This is a genomic window from Bacteroides sp. AF32-8BH (assembly GCF_003435205.1).
Classification (GTDB): domain Bacteria; phylum Bacteroidota; class Bacteroidia; order Bacteroidales; family Bacteroidaceae; genus Bacteroides; species Bacteroides ovatus.
In genome coordinates this window covers 20,067-40,042 of record NZ_QVLZ01000042.1, presented here as the reverse complement: position 1 = coordinate 40,042, position 19,976 = coordinate 20,067, and the positions used below count along the sequence as shown (strand labels likewise).

General features: G+C 43.0%; 9 protein-coding genes and 1 pseudogene. 6 read left to right on the top strand and 4 right to left on the bottom strand.

Annotation, left to right across the window (positions count from 1 at the left end; genetic code table 11):
• Nucleotides 1-107: 107 nt before the first annotated feature.
• Nucleotides 108-2,369, bottom strand: a complete 2,262-nt coding sequence (locus DWZ47_RS23840) for a GH92 family glycosyl hydrolase (RefSeq protein ID WP_055167461.1) — start codon at nt 2,367-2,369, stop codon at nt 108-110.
• Between the two features lie 35 nt (nt 2,370-2,404).
• Nucleotides 2,405-5,647: a glycoside hydrolase family 2 protein gene (locus DWZ47_RS23835; RefSeq protein WP_055167463.1), complete on the bottom strand. Its 3,243-nt coding sequence runs from the start codon at nt 5,645-5,647 to the stop codon at nt 2,405-2,407.
• A gap of 380 nt (nt 5,648-6,027) precedes the next feature.
• On the opposite strand from DWZ47_RS23835, the gene DWZ47_RS23830 reads away from it, so the two are divergent.
• From DWZ47_RS23830 to DWZ47_RS23820, 3 genes are all read left to right on the top strand, one after another.
• A complete protein-coding gene (locus DWZ47_RS23830; protein WP_055167465.1) occupies nt 6,028-8,538 on the top strand; it encodes a carbohydrate-binding protein in 2,511 nt (836 codons plus the stop codon).
• A 220-nt stretch (nt 8,539-8,758) separates the two neighbouring features.
• Entirely contained in the window at nt 8,759-9,532 is a 774-nt protein-coding gene (locus DWZ47_RS23825; RefSeq protein WP_055167467.1) for a class I SAM-dependent methyltransferase, read from the top strand.
• A 140-nt stretch (nt 9,533-9,672) separates the two neighbouring features.
• Entirely contained in the window at nt 9,673-11,553 is a 1,881-nt protein-coding gene (locus DWZ47_RS23820) for a DUF4980 domain-containing protein (RefSeq protein WP_055167469.1), read from the top strand.
• A gap of 75 nt (nt 11,554-11,628) precedes the next feature.
• On the opposite strand, the gene DWZ47_RS23815 is transcribed toward DWZ47_RS23820, so the two are convergent.
• Both DWZ47_RS23815 and DWZ47_RS23810 read right to left on the bottom strand, forming a co-directional pair.
• The gene (locus DWZ47_RS23815; protein WP_055167471.1) at nt 11,629-12,501 is read right to left on the bottom strand and encodes an aldose 1-epimerase family protein; all 873 of its coding nucleotides are present in this window, start codon (nt 12,499-12,501) and stop codon (nt 11,629-11,631) included.
• Between the two features lie 28 nt (nt 12,502-12,529).
• Nucleotides 12,530-13,403: pseudogene (locus DWZ47_RS23810) on the bottom strand (Bro-N domain-containing protein).
• Between the two features lie 291 nt (nt 13,404-13,694).
• Here DWZ47_RS23810 and DWZ47_RS23805 point away from each other — a divergent pair.
• From DWZ47_RS23805 to DWZ47_RS23795, 3 genes are read left to right on the top strand one after another with little or no spacing between them, the layout of a single operon-like run.
• Complete coding sequence (locus DWZ47_RS23805) at nt 13,695-16,808, top strand: SusC/RagA family TonB-linked outer membrane protein (protein ID WP_182281653.1); 3,114 nt, start codon at nt 13,695-13,697, stop codon at nt 16,806-16,808.
• A 27-nt stretch (nt 16,809-16,835) separates the two neighbouring features.
• A complete protein-coding gene (locus DWZ47_RS23800) occupies nt 16,836-18,548 on the top strand; it encodes a RagB/SusD family nutrient uptake outer membrane protein (RefSeq protein ID WP_117514876.1) in 1,713 nt (570 codons plus the stop codon).
• Nucleotides 18,549-18,574: 26 nt separating this feature from the next.
• Nucleotides 18,575-19,960 (top strand): DUF4960 domain-containing protein, encoded by a 1,386-nt coding sequence (locus DWZ47_RS23795; RefSeq protein WP_117514874.1) that lies wholly within the window; start codon nt 18,575-18,577, stop codon nt 19,958-19,960.
• Nucleotides 19,961-19,976: the final 16 nt, after the last annotated feature.

The following is a 19,976-nucleotide window of genomic DNA, read 5'->3' as shown; positions in this document are numbered from 1 at the left end:
TTTGCTATTACGTATCATACGTTTAATGAAACATGAAGATGTCCCAAAATAGAATGTAGAAAATGAAAATTCTATTTTGCGACATCTTCATATCAACCGGATAGAGCCTATTTATCGTCTGCAGAAGGAGGAGCGGCATTTGCTCCGCTGCCCCATGTCTTATTCGGTTTGTTGCCCATTGTCAGTACTAATTTGCCTCCATTTTTCAAGTCGTCATGGTGAAACCAGGGTTTCTCCCATTTTTGACCGTTCAGCGTAGCCGATTGGATATATTTATTTTCTTCGGAAACATTCGGAGCCTCGATTTCAAATACGGAACCGTTGCTGAGTGTTATCTCTGCATGGGTGAAAAGTGGACTTCCGATATTGTAGACCGGTGCTCCGGGAGTGACAGGATAAAAGCCCAGTGAGGAGAAGACTACAAATGAGGTCATACCTCCGCCGTCTTCATCTCCCGGCATACCCATGAGGTCGTTGCGGAACCATGTTTTCAGCATTTGACGGATGCGTTTCTGCGTTTTCCAAGGCTGGCCTGCATAGTTGTAGAGATAAGGTACATGCAAGGAGGGTTCGTTTGCCATGGAAAACTGTCCTACGTTACCTGTGTGGTCGGGTAGTTGTGCATAGAATTCATATTTACTACGTCCCAGCGGTTCACTGAAGGTACGGTCGAGATTGGCGATGAACTGCTCTTTTCCTCCCATAAGGTTAATCAGGTCGGCTACATTGTGAGGCACATCCCAGCGATACACCCAGCCGTTGTTTTCTCCATAATATTCGCGGGCACCCATGCCACCTGCGTAACGGTAGTCGAATGGTGTTATCCAGTTGCCTTCCTTATCTTTCGGGTGGAAAAAGCCTGTTTCTTTGTTGAAGAGATTCCGGTAGTTGTAAGAACATTGCAGGTAATGGGCGGCTTCGTCTTTCTTGCCCAATATTTCGGCGATGCGGGAAAGGCACCATTGGTCGTAGCTCGTTCCCAGTGTAACGGCAACAGGTTGGCGCTTCTCGAAAGGATGCACGTTCGGGTCGGTTTCCTTTTCATCCGGGCGAAGAGCAGGGATATATCCATTTTCCCGGTAGAAATTGTCCAGCCAGCCGGCTGCTGCTCCCGACCAGGGAGCGAGCGTTTTCTCTTCAATTCCTTTCCGGCAGGCTTCGTAGGCTTTGGCCGCGTCTATATTCAATCCTTTAGCGAGAGCGTCGGCTATGGTAGCAACGGCATGATTGGAATTCATACGGCGTGAGTCACCTGTCACTTCGGGGAAGGTAGGCATCCACATTGTTCCCATCTGTTCCGCCATCAGCAGGAAGGAAGCAATGATGTCTTCTTCTTTTTTCTGGTCGATCAGTGTGCGCAGCGGGTGTGCAGCACGGTAGGTGTCCCAAATCCAGTCGTCGTTGTAGAAAGGTGTGCCGTTGTCGTCGTGTACTTCGCCGTCAAAAGCACTGAAGTAACGACCACCGGCTTCACTCATACAAATCGGGCGTTCGAAAGTACGGTAGAAGGAGGAGTATAATACGGTCTTGTCATCTTCGGTTCCTCCTTCTACTTTGATACGTCCCAAGGCTTCGTTCCAGATTTGGCGTCCTGCTTTTGCCAGATTTTTGATGTTATAGTCTTTCAACTCATTGCGCATATTCTTCTCCGCTTGTTCTTCACTGATGAAAGAAATGCCGTAACGAAGGCTGACTGTTGTTGTGCCATCGGCAAAACGCCATGCCGCACAAGCGTTGATACCTTCTGCGTTGTCTTTGCTGGCTTCGATGACTCCATCTTTCAGGATGCCGGTGCTTACCGGTTTTTCTTGTGGTTCAATATATACATACACATTGGTGTTGGCACTTAACTGCTGGTGTCCGCTGATGAAATTCTCTCCTACATGGATCGAACCGTTACGGGAGTTTACAATGATATAGGCAGGTTTGTCCGCTTCAAATGTGATCCGGTAAAGAGCCGACTGGTGGGAGAGGGCATATTCTGCCTTCATGCTGTTGTCGTTCAGATCCACTTCATACGAGTAAGGCGTGAGGTGCTCATTATCGTAGTTGTAGGTAATGATCGGCCGCAGTTCTTTCCCCTGATAGGGACTAAGGTTGAACGCGGAACGTTCCCGGTGATTGGTGACAATCAATGGCAGTCCGTTTAACAATTCGGTGGTATAATCAGCACGTTCCGGATAGACACGAAGCATACTGTTTGGCAATTGAATGGTAGGAAATGTGGGAACCAGCAGATGGCTGATATTCCCTATGTATGGATTGACATAATCGACCGGTGTCCGGTTGGCGGTCTGTGATTGCCCTCCATTGCATCCGCTTAACATTGCAGCCATTGTTATAGCAGCGCAGAAATGTAAGATTTTCATGGTAGTTTTTATATTTAATCGTTTTTATTAGTCATTTATTTGGCTTCCGGATTGGTAAAGGCAGCTTTCAACGTTGGGAGAAAATCCTTTTTGTTGTCACATTGAAAGAAGCCGCTAAAGTCATTCCGGTCTCCGTCTCCTATGGTGATAACCAGTTTGTTCCAGCCTTGCAACAGAGGGAGCTCTTTATAGATTACCTCGTTACGTCCATCGTGCGACAGGCTTGTGTAAGGCTTGTCATTGATGGACAACTCGCGGGTTTTGGCTTTTAACATCAAAGAGAGCTTCGGCATATTGGGTTCTATCAATAAGTCGTCCAAAGGACGTGGGCTAAATACGTAGAATTCCAATGCCCAACCATTATTCTTTTTCACAAACTTTTCTTTGGTTGCTACCGGGAAGTTCATTTGCTCGTCACGCAGGAAGAAAACTTCATTGATGTTGATTTCCGGCTTCTGATAGTTTATACCTGCGTTTTTCAGGATAATGCTCAACGTGTTGTATCCCTTTTCTGAATTGGCGAATTCAGTCAATGTATTCAAATAGACAGTGGAAGAGCCATGCTGATATTTAACAAATACCGGAGTGGCAGACGTACATTCGTATTCACTGCGGATTGTTCCGGCTGTTTTGATCTCTTCCGGACGTTTGTTCCATTTGCGCCAGTCGGTCTTGCAGGCATTCAATAAAACTTCACCTTCTTCTACAAATGCGCCTTTTAACGAATAATTGGAGGCATCCGCTTTTTGAAGTTCACAGAAATAGAAGTCGGAATTGTTGAGTCCATGCATCCATGCTTTCTGTACAGGTAGGAAAGAAGAACGTTTCAGCGGATCTAGTGCAACGGGAAGAGGTAGGATTTCATTGTATTTCTCTACGGTTTCCGGTGTTATTCCCCATATCCATAAGTCTGCGCCTTTGGCTAGTTGCTTCTGAATTTCTTTTTGAGTAGCGGCGTTTAAAGCCTCGCTGCCATCCACTATGTAAAGCAGTGAGGAAGGGATGGTTGTTTTGGAAGCGAAGATTACTCCCTGCGCATCCATCAATTGTTTTACTTTGCTGTCCGGATTACCGATAAATACTACTTCTTTATAGTTCTTAGCCGTATTGGTAGCTTTGTGAGCCTGATACTGCTCTTTGTCGATTGTTGCATAAGGAGACCATGCCGGTTCGCCCGGAGCGTTGGCTGCACGTAAGGCACTGTACATCGGCCATTCCTGATAGAGTGGTAAAGTCGGGTCATAACCCGGATTGAACGTCGTGCAATAAGGTCCTACGCGTTCCGGTTGGACGCCCGGAACACCTTCTTTGTATTCGCCGAAGAATACACCGTCTTCGCTGACACTGGGTGCTTTACTTTTATCTTTTTTGCCGAGTGGGAGTGGTTTCAGTGCATACCATGCCATGTTGAAAACAGTGCTGTATGAAGCACCCATCCGGCGTTGGTTAGCTATCAGGTTGTAACATTCGTTGGCTAGTCCTTCCATACGCCCTTCCTGTGATTCGTAGGCACGTTCTCCGTTGTATTTGGAAACCTGTTCCGGCGTGCCATAATATGCCATACTGTGTTCACCGATTCCCCAAGGTTTTCCGATTTCGGTCCAGCGCTTCATGGAGTTGATGTCTCCGTAGTGTCCTACGGTTACAGGTAATATGCCATCACCGTCGTCTTCACCGTCTGCTGAAATCCATGGGCGGGTAGGGTCGTACTGATGTACAATGTCGCGCCATTCTTCCCATGCTTTCTTTTGAACAGGCATCAGTTCGGGACGATTATATACATGCAGGATAACAGGCTTGTTTTCATTGCTGATACTCCAGCCGAAAACCGACGCATGATTTCTGTCGCGCAGGACAAAACGTTTCAAATGTGCTTTCGATGCTTCCCAAAAGAGATCGGAGTCCAGTTTCGGTCCGCCGTCACTGGCCCAGTTGGCCGTTTCATTCAATACGCAGATACCCATTTCATCTGCCATATCCATATAAAAGCGGGGATAAACCTGTGCATGCGGGCGGACTGCATTTCCGTTCATACCTTTAATGGCAGTGAACCAAGCCCATGCGTAGCGACGTGTCATTTGTGGGATACCCATGAAATGCCAGGAGTCTCCATGTAAAGCATAAGGTTTACCGTTCAGGTATTGTGTGGTTCCTTGCAATGTCCATTCACGCCAGCCGAAACGTTCGTATTTTGTATCGATGGTTTGCTTTTTATCTTTTATGGAAAGTAACAGGGCATACAGATTCGGTTGTTCGGGAGTCCAGTATTCCAGTATGTTTTCATTGACGGGGACTTGCAAGGTTACTTTTTGTGATGCATTAGGCGCAACTGTAACTTTGAGCGGTGCTACCTGTAATACTTCCGTACCCAGTGTCCATGCAGGAACGGGAGCAGAGTTTATGTCTGTTCCGGCACAATTTATCCATTCTCTGACATTACCTTGCAGTTGTATATCAGCTTTCCGGTCGGTTTTATTTTGTAGGGTCACTTCTATTTCCAATGTGTTTTTGGCAACCAATGGTTTTATATATACATCTTCTATATGAACTTTGGGTAAGGCCAGCAAATATACATCCTGCCAGATGCCGTTGATATGATATCCCCACATAGAACCTCCCGGCACAATGCGGCGACCGATAGTCGAGTTATCTTCGAATAAGGACTGGCTGCGTACGCCTACCAGAATTTCCACTGTTTCACCGGGAGTCACTTTGTCCGTGATGTCGAAGCTAAACGGCAGAAACAAATCGAAGTTTTCACCTACTTTTTCTTGATTGATATAGATTTCGGAATATCCGGCCACTGCTTCAAAGTAAAGTTTGATTTGCTGACCTGTCCAGTTGGCGGGAATCGTAATGTTCTTTTTCATCCATGCCATTTTTACTTGTTCCCACTCTTTAGGATAAGAAGGATAGTTGCGATGGTCGGGACCTTCCAGATCGCGATAGCCGAAAGAATTGATATTCCACGGAGAAGGTATTTTTATACGTGTCTTGCTCCAACCGTTGCCATCTTTCGGAAGGGACAGTTGGGGAGCTACTCCTTTTCCTTGTTTGTACTCTTTCGGTAAAGAGACGGGTTGAAAATCCCAATAACCATTCAGGCAAATCTCTTGACGATGCTCTTTCTCGGTTTTATTGACCAAGCCTTCACTGGGAGCAAAAGAGTAGGGATAAAATAACTTTTGATCGTTAGTCGCTTTTTGTGCATTTGTCTGTATGGGCTGTAAGGTAAAACCTGTCAGCAAGCTGCACAATAGGATTAGATTCTTCTTCATATTTGTATATTAATAGTTTTTCGGATATTATTAGTTAGCGGCAAAGTAAAGGGAAAAGCATTAAAAAGGAGGAATGAAAGGGCTTAATCTGGGATTAAAAAGTGATTAATTGTATAAAACATCTGTTTTTCTTCTAAATAAAGGGTAAAATATTCCTTGGCAAGCATCTTTGCGGAACTAAAAAAACTGATGGAGAAAATGATTTTATTCGGTGTCCGGTTTACTGTTTTTGGGGATGATTGATAAGAAAAATTGCTTGTTAAGTGATTTAATTGTTTTTTAATTCTTGGTTAATCCGGTTTTAATAACGGAGGTAAGCGCCTCATGCTATCTTTACAATCACAAATCTAACGAGTTCAATTTAATTAAAAAGAAAAACTATGGGACACAATTTGTTATTTACTTTGAGGTGTTTTCTTCCACTATTTTTGGGAGGAATGATTGCTTTAAATTCTTGTAAGGAGGAACGTGCGTCAATCAATGATGATCCGGGGCAGGGGGACGATGGCGGCGATGAATATGAGTATGTTGATGACCGCTATGACAATGGGATCAGTTGCGAGGAATATCTGACCAATTATCGGGGAATTCCGTTTAAAAAAGATTCGGAAGGAAATAGTTTGTCTGTGATATCGGGAGTGTCTTCAGTGATAGAAGCAGAAGATTTTGATGATGGTGGGCAGGATATTTCTTTCTCTTTTAAAAACAGTACGGCAGGAAATTATAAGGATTACCGTACAGAGAAAGGAGTGGCTATCAGTAAAAGCGGAGAAGTTATAAATATAGGTAATGTCAATAACGGTGATTGGCTTTGTTATACACTACAGGTCAATCAGGCAGGAGCCTATTCCATTGATACTTATTGTGTGTCGGGTGGGGGAAAGACCAGCTTTTATTTTGAGGTGGACGGAAAGTCTGCCGGTCAGATCGTAGAATCGCCGGAGGATGAATGGAGTGTCTACTCACATTCGGTGAAGGTAACCAATGTACAACTAAGTGAGGGCAGGCATGTATTGAGATGGTGCACTACGGGGAGTATGAATCTGGATAAGTTTGTGTTTACGCGTACCGGAGAATATACCGGGGATAAAGTAGACGGTTCTCAATTTGAGTATCCAAGATACGGTTATTATGAGCATAATCCGTTGTTTGTTGATTTCTCTTCGCAGATGTATCAGAATTCATTTACGGGAACGCTTTATACTGCCGATCCTTCAGCACATGTATGGGCAGACGGTCGTCTTTATGTTTATGCTTCACATGATATGGAACCGACACAAGGATGTGACCGCATGGACAGATACCATGTTTTTTCCACTACGGATATGAAAAACTGGACGGATCATGGGGAGATCATGAATTCGGCCACAGTAAAAGCACATGTGGGTATGGGAATCGATGGCTTTATGTGGGCTCCTGATTGTGCTTATAATAAAGAAGAACAGTTATATTATTTTTATTTCCCTCATAAGATTGACGCTAATACGTGGCGCATCTTTGTAGCAACCAGTAAGGAGCCTGCGGCAAAGTTTAGGGTGAAAGGAGTGATTGACGGTATTCCTTCTACGATTGATCCTTGTGTATTTGTAGACGATGACGGACAACCTTATATTTATACCAGCGGTGCCGGCAAAGGCTGTTGGGGTGCTAAATTGCGCAAGGATGACTGGACTAAACTGGATGGAGTAATGAGTCCTTTGAGTGGTTTTACTGATTTTCATGAGGCACCTTGGGTACATAAGTACAAAGGCAACTATTATTTGAGCCATTCGGATAATCATGCGGGTAGTCAGGGAGGTAACCGGATGCAGTATTCTATGTCGAACAATCCTTTGGGACCATTCACTCCATGCGGCGCATATATGTATCCTCATGGTGAAGAAACGGCTCATGGCTCTATTGTAGAGTATAAAGGTCGGTGGTATTCTTTTTATCATACGGCTAATTATTCGGGAAAAGGAGCATTGCGTTCGGTTTGTGTCGATCCGATCGAGTATGATCAGAATAATAAATTGAAGATGGTACAAAACTGGGGGAGTCCCCGTAGTGGTCGGGCTGTAGAAGTGAGGATGACGCCATCTGTAGTAATACAGGCTGAAAACTACAATACAGGCGGTGAACATTATGGATACCATAAAAATCCGTTGGAGGGAGGAATGCAACAGGAAACGCAAAACGGAATCACTTATCTTAAAGGTATGAAATCGGGAGAGTGGGTGCGTTATTCAATCAACGTCAAAGAGGCTGGACGTTATGGTATTACTTGCAGAATGTTTCAGAAGCGTTCGGGGGGTAAATTCCGTATTGCTGTGAATGGAGTTTATAAGACTGGTGAAATAGTATTAAGCGGTTCTGCCGGAGTATGGAATGAGACTTTAGTGTATCCAATAGAGTTGGAAACAGGCGAACAATATATTGATTTTCGTATAAAGAGTGGGGATATTGATATCGATTGGATTAAGTTTGGGGCAGGACACAGTCAAGTGCCCGGTATCATTCAGGCGGAAGATTTTGATGACGGACAATATAGCTTTAAGAATGCTTCATCCGGCAACTTTAAGTCTTACCGGAGCGACCAGGGGGTAGCGATTAGTGCAAGTAATAATATTGTTCATATAAGTAATACTTCCGGTGGCGATTGGATTCAATATACATTTAATGTTCAGGAGAAGGTTTCTACAGTCAAGGTTCGTGCAGCAGCGGAGAAGGATGGAAAGTTTGCCCTTTCTTTTGATGGAGGCGCACAGTTGAATCCTGTAGTCACAACTACGGGAAATTGGACTACATACAATGATTTTACAGTGTCGAACCTGCAATTATCAGCCGGTACACATACAATGAAGATTCACATACTTAGTCCGATGAATATTGATTGGTTTGAATTTCGGTAGACTATATCAACAATATTCCATATCAGGCTTCTATTAGAATTGAAGATCATTAAAATGAAGGTTTTAAAAGATAATCATAGTTGGCTTACAGATATTTGCTAAATTTGCGAACGACCAGTAACTCTTAGGGCTGATTGAGGAGTTACTGGTCATTTGAGGCCGGATGCAAAGGATATTGGTTTCGAGTAGAGTGAAAATAAAAAGAGATTGGAGGACATGAATGAATAGTAATTATCAAGTTGGCGATTTAATTTATGATGCAAATATTTATGATGGGATGAATACCGATCTGGCTGATTTGCATTTTTATAAGCGGTGGTTACCCAAAAGTAAGGATGCCCGAATACTTGAACTTTGCTGTGGAACAGGCAGGCTTACTCTTCCAATTGCAAAGGATGGATATAATATTAGTGGCGTTGATTATACGTCTTCAATGCTCGACCAAGCGAAGATAAAAGCTTCTGAAGCAGGATTAGAAATAAGGTTTATTGAGGCAGATATTAGAACTTTAAATTTGCAGGACAAATACGATCTTGTCTTTATTCCATTTAATTCAATCCATCATTTATATAAGAATGAAGATTTGTTTAGGGCATTTAATGTCGTTAAAAATCATCTCAAAGAAGGAGGTTTATTTCTGTTAGATTGCTTTAATCCGAATATTCAATATATAGTTGAAGGTGAAAAAGAACCGAAGGAAATAGCTGCATATACCACTGAAGATGGTAGAAAAGTATTGATAAAGCAGACCATGCGATATGAAAGTAAAACTCAGATAAATCGTATAGAATGGCATTATTTTATCAATGGTGAATTCAATTCTATTCAGAACTTGGATATGAGAATGTTTTTTCCTCAAGAATTAGATTCATATTTGGAATGGAGTGGTTTTGATATTATACATAAGTATGGAGGATTTGAAGAAGAAGTATTTAATGATAATTCGGGAAAACAAGTATTTGTCTGTCAGTACAAGTCCGATTGTCCGTATTGAAGTAGAACATGAATAGATAGATGTATCAAAATTGATACCTCTTGAAACAAAGTTTATAGACGAAGGTGAAGATATCCCCTATCTTTGCCTTCGTCTATTTTTAGATTAAAGATTGTATAAACTAGGAATACTTTGTTGCCATGAAAACAACCCCCTGGATGAAACTATGTAAAGGTGTAGCACTTGCATTAACAGTCTCTTATGGACTGACTTATTGCCATACGACTAAAAGCAAATTGACCTTGGAACAGCAAGGTGATAGCTTGACTGTCATCCATATCACCAATCCGACTAATTATATATTGCTTCCTATAGAAGAGGAAGCACCGGAAAGTCAGGTTCTCCTCCATACAGGAGAAGCTGCCGATACCGATATGGATATTCGTTTGGCACAGAATCAAGTGGATTATTTTGTTCCCTTTGCTTTGCCTGGCGGAACGAGGAATGTAACCGTACGTGTCCGTAATAAATCAAAAGACGCACTTTGCTGGAAAGAAATCAAATTATCTGATACATTTGATACTACCAATACAGAAAAGTTTCGTCCTGTTTATCATCATACTCCCCTTTATGGCTGGATGAATGATGCTAACGGGTTGGTGTATAAAGATGGAGAATATCATTTGTATTTTCAATATAACCCTTATGGTTCCAAATGGGGAAATATGCATTGGGGACATTCTGTCAGCAAAGACCTGATGCATTGGGAACATCTGGAACCAGCTATTGCCCGTGACACATTGGGACATATCTTTTCGGGTAGCTCGATTGTCGATCAGGAGAATGTAGCCGGTTACGGAGCAGGGAGTATTCTGGCTTTTTATACTTCTGCCAGTGACAAAAACGGGCAGATACAATGTCTTGCTTTTAGCAAGGATAACGGGCGGACATTTACTAAATATGAGAAGAACCCCATTCTGCGTTCTTCTGACGGTTTGAAAGACTTCCGTGATCCGAAAGTTTTCCGGTATGAACCGGAAGATAAATGGGTTATGATTGTTTCTGCCGATAAAGAAATGCGTTTCTATGATTCTAAGAATCTGAAGGACTGGAACTATATGAGCAGCTTCGGAGAAGGATACGGAGTGCAGCCTTGTCAGTTTGAATGTCCGGACATGGTAGAACTTTCGGTAGATGGGGATACGAACCGTAAGAAATGGGCATTGATAGTAAATGTAAATCCGGGATGTTACTTCGGGGGGAGTGCTACCCAGTACTTCACAGGAGATTTCGATGGAACGAAGTTTATTTGTGACAATCAGCCAAATGTCACGAAATGGTTGGATTGGGGCAAAGATCACTATGCCACCGTTTGTTTCTCGAATACTGGTGATCGTGTGATTGCTGTGCCTTGGATGAGTAACTGGCAATATTGTAATATTGTCCCGACGAAGCAATTCCGCAGTGCCAATGCTTTACCACGTGAGTTAAGCCTTTACACACAAAATAGCGAAGTCTATCTTTCGGCAGCTCCGGTGGCGGAGATAAAAGCTTTGCGAAAAGAAAGTAAAGAGATTCCTACATTTACAGTTGCTAATGATTATCATATCAATTCTTTATTGGCAGATAATGGAGGTGCTTATGAACTGGCATTGGATATTACTGCTGGAGGGGCGGAAATAATGGGATTCAGTCTCTTTAATGATAAAGGTGAAAAGGTGGATATTTATTTCAATCTTCCGGAAAAGAGACTGGTAATGGATCGGACGAAAAGTGGTATTGTAGATTTCGGAAAGAATAGTGTGCCTCATGAGATTGAGGCTCACGACCGTAGAAAGACGACTTCCATCAATTATATGGATGATTTTGCATTAGCTACCTGGGCGCCAATAAGAAAAGAAAAGAAATATGCTTTGGATATTTTTGTCGACAAATGTTCTGTAGAAATATTCCTGAATGGGGGAAAGATAGCAATGACCAATCTCATATTCCCATCGGAACCATACAACCGTATGTGCTTTTATAGTAAAGGAGGTACATTTAATGTCGATTCATTTAATGTATATCGATTAGGTTTATAAGTTAGGTTTTGTAGATTAGAATTAGGTATTGGTAGCTGTCAGATGTGAGATCCGGCAGCTACTTTCATTCATCAATTATTCATCAATTTCGATTATATATCCCCCTTGGAAGATCTCTCCCGGTTGCAGCTGTTGCATCCAGTCTTTATCTTTATATTCACCTGTATAATGTGCGCGGTCGCAACGTCCGTACCAGGGTTCGATGCAGACAAAAGGAGCATTTTTTGCAGGTGGAGACCAAAGACCAACTACCGGAGCATTAAAATGTAAACTTAGATAAGCCTGCTTCTCTTTATTATATAAGGTAACTTTACGAACCTGTTCATTTTCCAGTATCAAAGCATCTTTATCAAAAGTATGTATGTCCAGTGGTAACAATCCATCTGTCAGCTCTAAGGAGTATTCTGTAGAAGGATCAGCACATCCTTTTTCTGAAATGAGAATATATTTCAAACCGTCTTTTGGGTCAAATCCGAAGAATCCTCTTTCCAAACAGTTTGCATCAAACTCCGGCCAGTAGAAAGCGGGATGTGCTCCAATTTGAAAATACATTTCTTTATCACCGGTATTTGTCACTTCCCACATAACCTCAATTTGTTTTCCCTGAATACGATAACCTATTTCCAGACAGAATGGAAACGGATATTTCTGCAAAGTCTCTTCATTACTGACAAGGCGGTAGCGCACTTCATCCTCTTTTTCAGCAACAAGCGTAAATTCCATGTCACGGGCAAAACCATGTTGAGTAAGCGTGTAAGGAACCCCTTCATTTCGATACTCATTTTCCCATACGCTCCCGACAATTGGGAATAGGACAGGAGAGTGACGTCTCCAAAAAGCAGGATCGGCTTGCCACAGATATTCTTTTCCATTGGCGACGATACTGCAGAGTTCAGCTCCGTGAGGAGATACTTGAATCGTAAGTTGTTTGTTGGAGATTGTTTTCATATCGTTGATTTATTGGATTATTTTAGAGTCAATCTTTAAGTTCATTTTCCGATCCTTCTTTCGATTTGTCTTCAGATTTACCTTTCAGTAGGATACCACTTTGGGCATTAAGAGGAGAGATTACTCTCTTTCCTGTTTTAGCTTCTAGTTCCAGTCGGGCATTACGGGCTACTTCTCCTCCTTGTTGAGCAATATCTATGTGGTCACTGAATGTTTCCGGATCGCTGGTTTCAGATATTTCTTTAGTTGAAAGTTCGGCAAGCATATTTAATACCAATTCTTTATTGGTCATGTTATCCCGTAAGTTCTCTTTTTTCAATCCTTTAAATTGTTTGTACTCTTTAGATGTCATATCTGACCATGTCTGATAAATAATATCTGTGAGTGTAGCGAATTGAACGCCTTCCTGCAATCCATGTTTCTTCCACTCATCAGTCAAGTCTTTACGGATTTCTATTGATTTCAGACGTTGGTTAATCCAGCTATCAGAGTATCCCATACGTTTATAATCCATTAAAGCCTGGTCAATTGATAATTCGGGGTCTTGTATTTGGTTTAGCCGTTCGCTGGCAACTTTAGCCATCCATAGTTTGAAAGGTTCTGCCTTAGGAGAAGGAATAGATTGGATAAGGCGGAGAAGCTGTTCGGTATCGGCAACATCGGTAAGGCGCATTTTACCATCAACTGCCTGCATTTTCAACTGGTGACAATTTGTCACCGTTTCATTTCCCTCTTCTTTAAGTCTCTGTTTTAGTTTATTCCAATATTTACGTCCATCGGTACTTTCGGTTAAGATGCTAACCACATCTACTATTGAAAAATACCACTTCTCTTGTTCATCATCCCATACCCGTACGTACTCTTCTTTCTTCAAAGAGTTTTAAAGCTTGTTGCTTAGTCATGAATCTTATTTTTAGAGTTTATTATTTAATGAAGAGTCGTTCTTTCTTTGGGCTCATATCACTATACAAAGGTAGCGTTTTCTGCGATTATAAAAGAATATGAATCCAAGAATTCCCGTAATGAAAGAAAACATGTATAAAACCCTATAAAATAGCGTTCTATGCAACAAATGTTATAGCCTTTGAAACATTTTTTTCAGTCGTTTGATATAAATCAACCGTAATTTGCATTATCGATATAGATAAAATTCGTACTTTTAATTTAATAACATCAAACTAATGCATCGTATTATGAAGAACAAAAAACTTCTTTGCAGCGTTTGTTTCCTGTTTGCTTTCATGTCAGTCCTTTGGGGGCAAAACATTACGGTGAAAGGAAACGTTACTTCTAAAACGGACGGACAGCCGGTCATCGGCGCCTCTGTTGTTGAAGCTACAGCTACTGCTAATGGAACAATTACTGATTTAGATGGTAATTTCACCCTTTCGGTTCCGGCTAACTCTACTCTAAAGATTACGTATATTGGTTATAAACCGGTGACCGTAAAATCGGCTGCTATCGTTAATGTATTATTGGAAGAAGACACTCAAATGGTAGATGAAGTGGTTGTAACAGGTTATACCACTCAACGTAAAGCCGACCTGACCGGTGCTGTTTCCGTAGTGAAAGTAGACGAAATCCAGAAGCAAGGGGAGAACAACCCGGTGAAAGCACTTCAAGGCCGCGTGCCCGGTATGAACATTACAGCGGATGGAAATCCGAGCGGATCAGCTACCGTACGTATTCGCGGTATCGGTACGCTGAACAACAACGATCCTCTTTATATTATCGATGGAGTTCCTACCAAAGCTGGTATGCACGAATTGAACGGAAACGACATTGAATCCATTCAAGTACTGAAAGATGCTGCTTCAGCATCCATCTACGGTTCGCGTGCTGCAAATGGCGTTATCGTCATTACTACCAAACAAGGAAAGAAAGGCCAGATTAAAATCAACTTTGATGCTTCGGTTTCAGCTTCCATGTATCAAAGTAAGATGGATGTGTTGAATACGGAACAGTACGGACGTGCCATGTGGCAAGCCTATGTAAACGATGGCGAGAACCCGAATGGTAATGCTTTGGGATATAACTATAATTGGGGCTACAATGCCAACGGAAATCCGGTACTATACGGTATGAGTCTTTCCAAATACCTGGACTCGAAGAATACAATGCCTGTGGCAGATACCGACTGGTTTGATGAAATTACCCGTACAGGTGTCATCCAGCAATACAATCTTTCTGTCAGCAACGGTTCGGAGAAAGGTTCTTCCTTCTTCTCTCTGGGATATTACAAAAACCTGGGTGTAATCAAAGATACAGACTTCGACCGTTTTTCCGCCCGTATGAACAGCGATTATAAATTAATTGATGATATATTGACTATCGGCCAGCATTTCACCTTAAACCGTACTTCGGAAGTACAAGCTCCCGGCGGAATTATTGAAACTGCTTTGGACATTCCTTCCGCTATCCCCGTTTATGCTTCGGATGGTTCATGGGGAGGACCGGTAGGCGGATGGCCGGACCGTCGTAATCCTCGCGCGGTACTTGAATACAACAAAGACAACCGATACACTTACTGGCGTATGTTCGGTGATGCTTATGTGAATCTAAGCCTCTTCAAAGGATTCAATGTTCGTTCTACTTTTGGTCTGGACTATGCAAACAAACAAGCCCGTTACTTCACCTATCCTTATCAGGAAGGAACACAGACCAACAACGGGAAGAGTGCCGTAGAAGCCAAACAGGAACACTGGACCAAATGGATGTGGAATGCCATTGCCACTTACCAGTTAGAAATAGGCAAGCATCGTGGAGACGTCATGGCAGGTATGGAGCTAAACCGGGAAGACGACAGTCACTTCTCCGGCTACAAAGAAGATTTCTCTATCCTTACTCCCGACTATATGTGGCCCGATGCAGGTAGCGGCACAGCACAGGCTTACGGTGCCGGCGAAGGTTACTCGCTTGTCTCTTTCTTCGGTAAAATGAACTATTCTTATGCAGACAAATATCTGCTTTCATTGACGCTCCGTCGTGACGGTTCTTCCCGCTTCGGTAAAAACCATCGTTATGCCACTTTTCCTTCCGTATCTTTGGGATGGCGCATCACACAGGAAAATTTTATGAAAGAGTTGACTTGGCTGGACGATTTAAAACTGCGTGCTTCATGGGGACAGACCGGTAATCAGGAAATCTCCAACCTTGCCCGTTACACGATTTACGCGCCTAACTATGGTACAACAGATTCCTTCGGAGGTCAGAGCTACGGTACAGCATACGATATTACCGGTTCCAATGGAGGTAGCACTCTACCTTCTGGATTCAAACGTAACCAGATCGGTAATGACAATATCAAGTGGGAGACAACCACACAGACCAATGTCGGTATCGACTTCAGCTTGTTCAAACAATCTCTCTATGGTTCATTGGAATACTATTACAAGAAAACAACCGACATCTTGACCGAAATGGCCGGTGTAGGAGTATTGGGAGAAGGTGGCAGCCGTTGGATTAATTCGGGTGCGATGAAAAACCAAGGCTTTGAATTTAATCTGGGTTATCGTAACAAGACTGCTTTCGGACTGACTTATGACCTGAACGGAAACATCTCCACCTACCGGAATGAAATTCTTGAATTACCGGAAACGGTGGCCGCTAATGGTAAGTTTGGTGGTAATGGAGTAAAGAGCGTAGTCGGTCATACATACAACTCACAAGTGGGCTACATTGCCGACGGTATCTTTAAATCACAAGAAGAAGTTGATAATCACGCTACGCAGGAAGGTGCAGCTGTTGGCCGTATTCGCTATCGTGACATCGACCACAACGGTGTGATTGATGAAAAAGACCAGGAATGGATTTACGATCCTACTCCTTCTTTCAGCTACGGCTTGAATATCTATCTGGAATATAAGAACTTCGATCTGACTATGTTCTGGCAAGGCGTGCAGGGAGTGGATATCATTAGTGACGTGAAGAAGAAAAGCGATTTCTGGAGTGCAGCTAATGTCGGCTTCCTGAACAAAGGAACCCGTTTGCTCAATGCCTGGTCGCCTACCAATCCGAATTCCAATATCCCGGCATTGACTCGTAGCGATACAAACAATGAACAGCGCGTCTCCACTTATTTTGTAGAAAACGGTTCTTTCCTGAAACTGCGCAATATCCAGTTGGGATATACAGTTCCGGCAGTCATCTCCAAGAAGTTGAGAATGGAACGCTTGCGTTTCTATTGCAGCGCACAAAACCTGCTGACTATCAAAAGTAAGGACTTTACGGGAGAAGATCCGGAGAATCCGAACTTCTCTTATCCGATCCCTGTGAATATCACATTCGGACTTAACATCGGATTTTAATTTACCTCATTTATAAAACGAACGATTATGAAAAAGATATTATATATAGCAACCATCGGATTTACCTTGCTGACAAGCAGCTGTGACGATTTCTTGGATCGTCAGGTTCCGCAGGGCATTGTGACTGGAGATCAGATCGCTTCTCCCGAATACGTGGATAACCTCGTGATTTCAGCCTACGCCATTTGGGCGACAGGTGACGACATCAACTCTTCATTCTCTCTTTGGAATTATGATGTGCGTTCCGACGATTGTTATAAAGGTGGTTCCGGAACAGAAGACGGTGGTGTGTTCAACGCACTGGAGATTTCCAAAGGTATCAACACTACAGACTGGAACATCAACGATATATGGAAAAGACTGTATCAATGCATCACTCGTGCCAACACAGCCTTACAGTCACTCGACCTGATGGATGAGAAAACTTATCCGCTGAAGAACCAGCGCATTGCTGAAATGAGATTCCTGCGCGGTCATGCTCACTTTATGTTGAAGCAACTGTTCAAGAAGATCGTTATCGTGAATGATGAAAACATGGATCCGGATGCTTACAACGAGCTTTCGAATACCACTTATACCAATAATGAACAATGGCAAAAGATAGCAGACGACTTCCAGTTTGCTTACGACAATCTGCTGGAGATACAAATGGAAAAAGGACGTCCTACCCAGGCTGCCGCTGCCGCTTATCTGGCAAAGACCTATCTATATAAGGCTTACCGCCAGGACGGAGTGAACAACAACCTTACCGGCATCAACGAAGAAGACTTGAAACAGGTGGTGAAATATACCGATCCCCTTATCATGGCCAAAGCCGGTTACGGACTGGAAACTGATTATAGCATGAACTTCCTGCCGCAATACGAAAATGGTGCCGAATCTGTATGGGCCATTCAGTATTCTATCAACGACGGAACCTACAACGGTAACCTGAACTGGGGAATGGGATTGACAACTCCGCAGATACTCGGTTGCTGTGATTTCCACAAGCCGAGCCAGAATCTGGTGAATGCTTTCAAAACTGATTCGCAGGGAAAACCGCTGTTCAGCACTTATGATAATGAGAACTACGAGGTTACGTCAGACAATGTAGACCCCCGTTTATTCCACACGGTAGGTATGCCGGGCTTCCCTTATAAATACAACGAAGGTTACATGATTCAGAAGAATGATGACTGGAGCCGTAGCAAGGGACTTTACGGATATTATGTTTCTCTCAAAGAGAATGTAGACCCGGATTGTGACTGTTTGAAAAAAGGTTCTTATTGGGCAAGTTCTCTGAATCATATCGTCATCCGTTATGCAGACGTATTGCTGATGCGTGCCGAAGCCCTGATACAGTTGAACGATGGACGTATCGCTGACGCTATCTCACTTATCAATGATGTCCGCAGTCGTGCAGCCGGAAGTACCATGCTGATTTTCAATTACAAAGAAGAGTACGGAGTAAACTTTAAAGTAACTCCTTATGAACTGAAAGCCTATGCACAGGACGAAGCGATGAAAATGCTGAAATGGGAACGTCGTGTAGAGTTCGGAATGGAAAGCTCACGTTTCTTCGACCTCGTAAGATGGGGAGAAGCCAAAGACGTCATCAATGCTTATTATGTGACCGAAGCATCCCGTTGCTCTGTCTACAAGAATGCAGGTTTCACAGAAAATAAGAACGAATACCTCCCTGTTCCATTCGAACAGATCAGTGCTAGTAACGGAAATTATACACAGAATTTCGGTTGGTAACCATCAATCTTAAAACAAAGAATAAAATGAAATCAATCATAAAACAACTCTATACCATCCTGTTGGTGACTGTAGCATGTCTGACAGTTGCGGGATGTAGCGATGACTTCAAATCCAATCTTCGTCTGGACGGAGATGTATGGGTGAACTCTATCAAACTGGATGAATACGCAGGGACGATCGATTATCAGAATAAGACAATCGTAGTGGGAGTTCCTTACGATTATGACGTTACCCGGATGGCCGTCAGTGAAATCAATCTTTCCGAAGGTGCTACGGCGAGCATTGCTATTGGTGAAACAATCGACTTTTCTCTTCCCGTATCTTTGACCGTGAAGAATGGCGACGTACAGATGAGCTATATGATTACCGTGAAGAGAGACGAAGCAAAGATACTGACCTTTAAGTTGAATGATACTTATGTAGGAAAAGTAGACCAGCTATCAAAAACAATCTCTGTAGTTGTTCCACTGACAGTGGATATCACCCAGTTGAAAGGTACATTCACCGGATCAGATGGAGTCACTGTGACTCCGGCATCCGGCAGCATCCAGGACTTTACCAACCCTGTCACTTATACGGCAACTTACCGTTCGGCAGTGACTCCTTATGTAGTAACAGTTACTCAAGGAAATGTAATTCCGACTGCCTTTATCGGCACAGCTTCTTCTGTGAGCCAACTGACAAGTCCTGAAGAAAAAGCCGCTGCCCAGTGGATGATGGATAATATATCCATGTCCGAATACATCTCATTCAAAGATGTAGTAGACGGAAAAGTAGATTTAGGTAAATATACTGCAATCTGGTGGCATTTTCATGCAGACAATGGCGATAATCCTCCTTTGCCGGATGATGCGAAAGCTGCCGTAGAGAAATTTAAAGTCTACTATCAAAACGGTGGTAACCTGTTGCTGACCCGCTATGCAACTTTCTATATTAAGGACCTTAGCATTGCAAAAGATGAGCGTGTACCCAACAACAGTTGGGGAGGAAACGAAGACTCACCCGAAATTACGGCTTCTCCGTGGAGCTTCCCGATTACCGGTAGCGAATCGCATCCGTTGTTCCAGGATTTAAGATGGAAAGATGGCGACAAATCGACAGTATATACTTGTGATGCCGGCTATGCGATAACCAATAGTACAGCGCAATGGCATATCGGAACAGACTGGGGAGGTTATGCCGACTTGAACGAATGGCGTAACCTGACAGGAGGAATTGACCTGGCACGTGGAGGTGACGGTGCGGTAGTCATTGCCGAATTTGAGCCGCGCGCCAACAGCGGACGCACAATTTGTATCGGCTCCGGTTGTTACGACTGGTACGGTAAAGGCGTAGACGCTTCTGCCGACTACTACCACTACAACGTAGAGCAAATGACTCTGAATGCAATCAACTACTTATGTAAATAAAAGAATAAGCAATAAT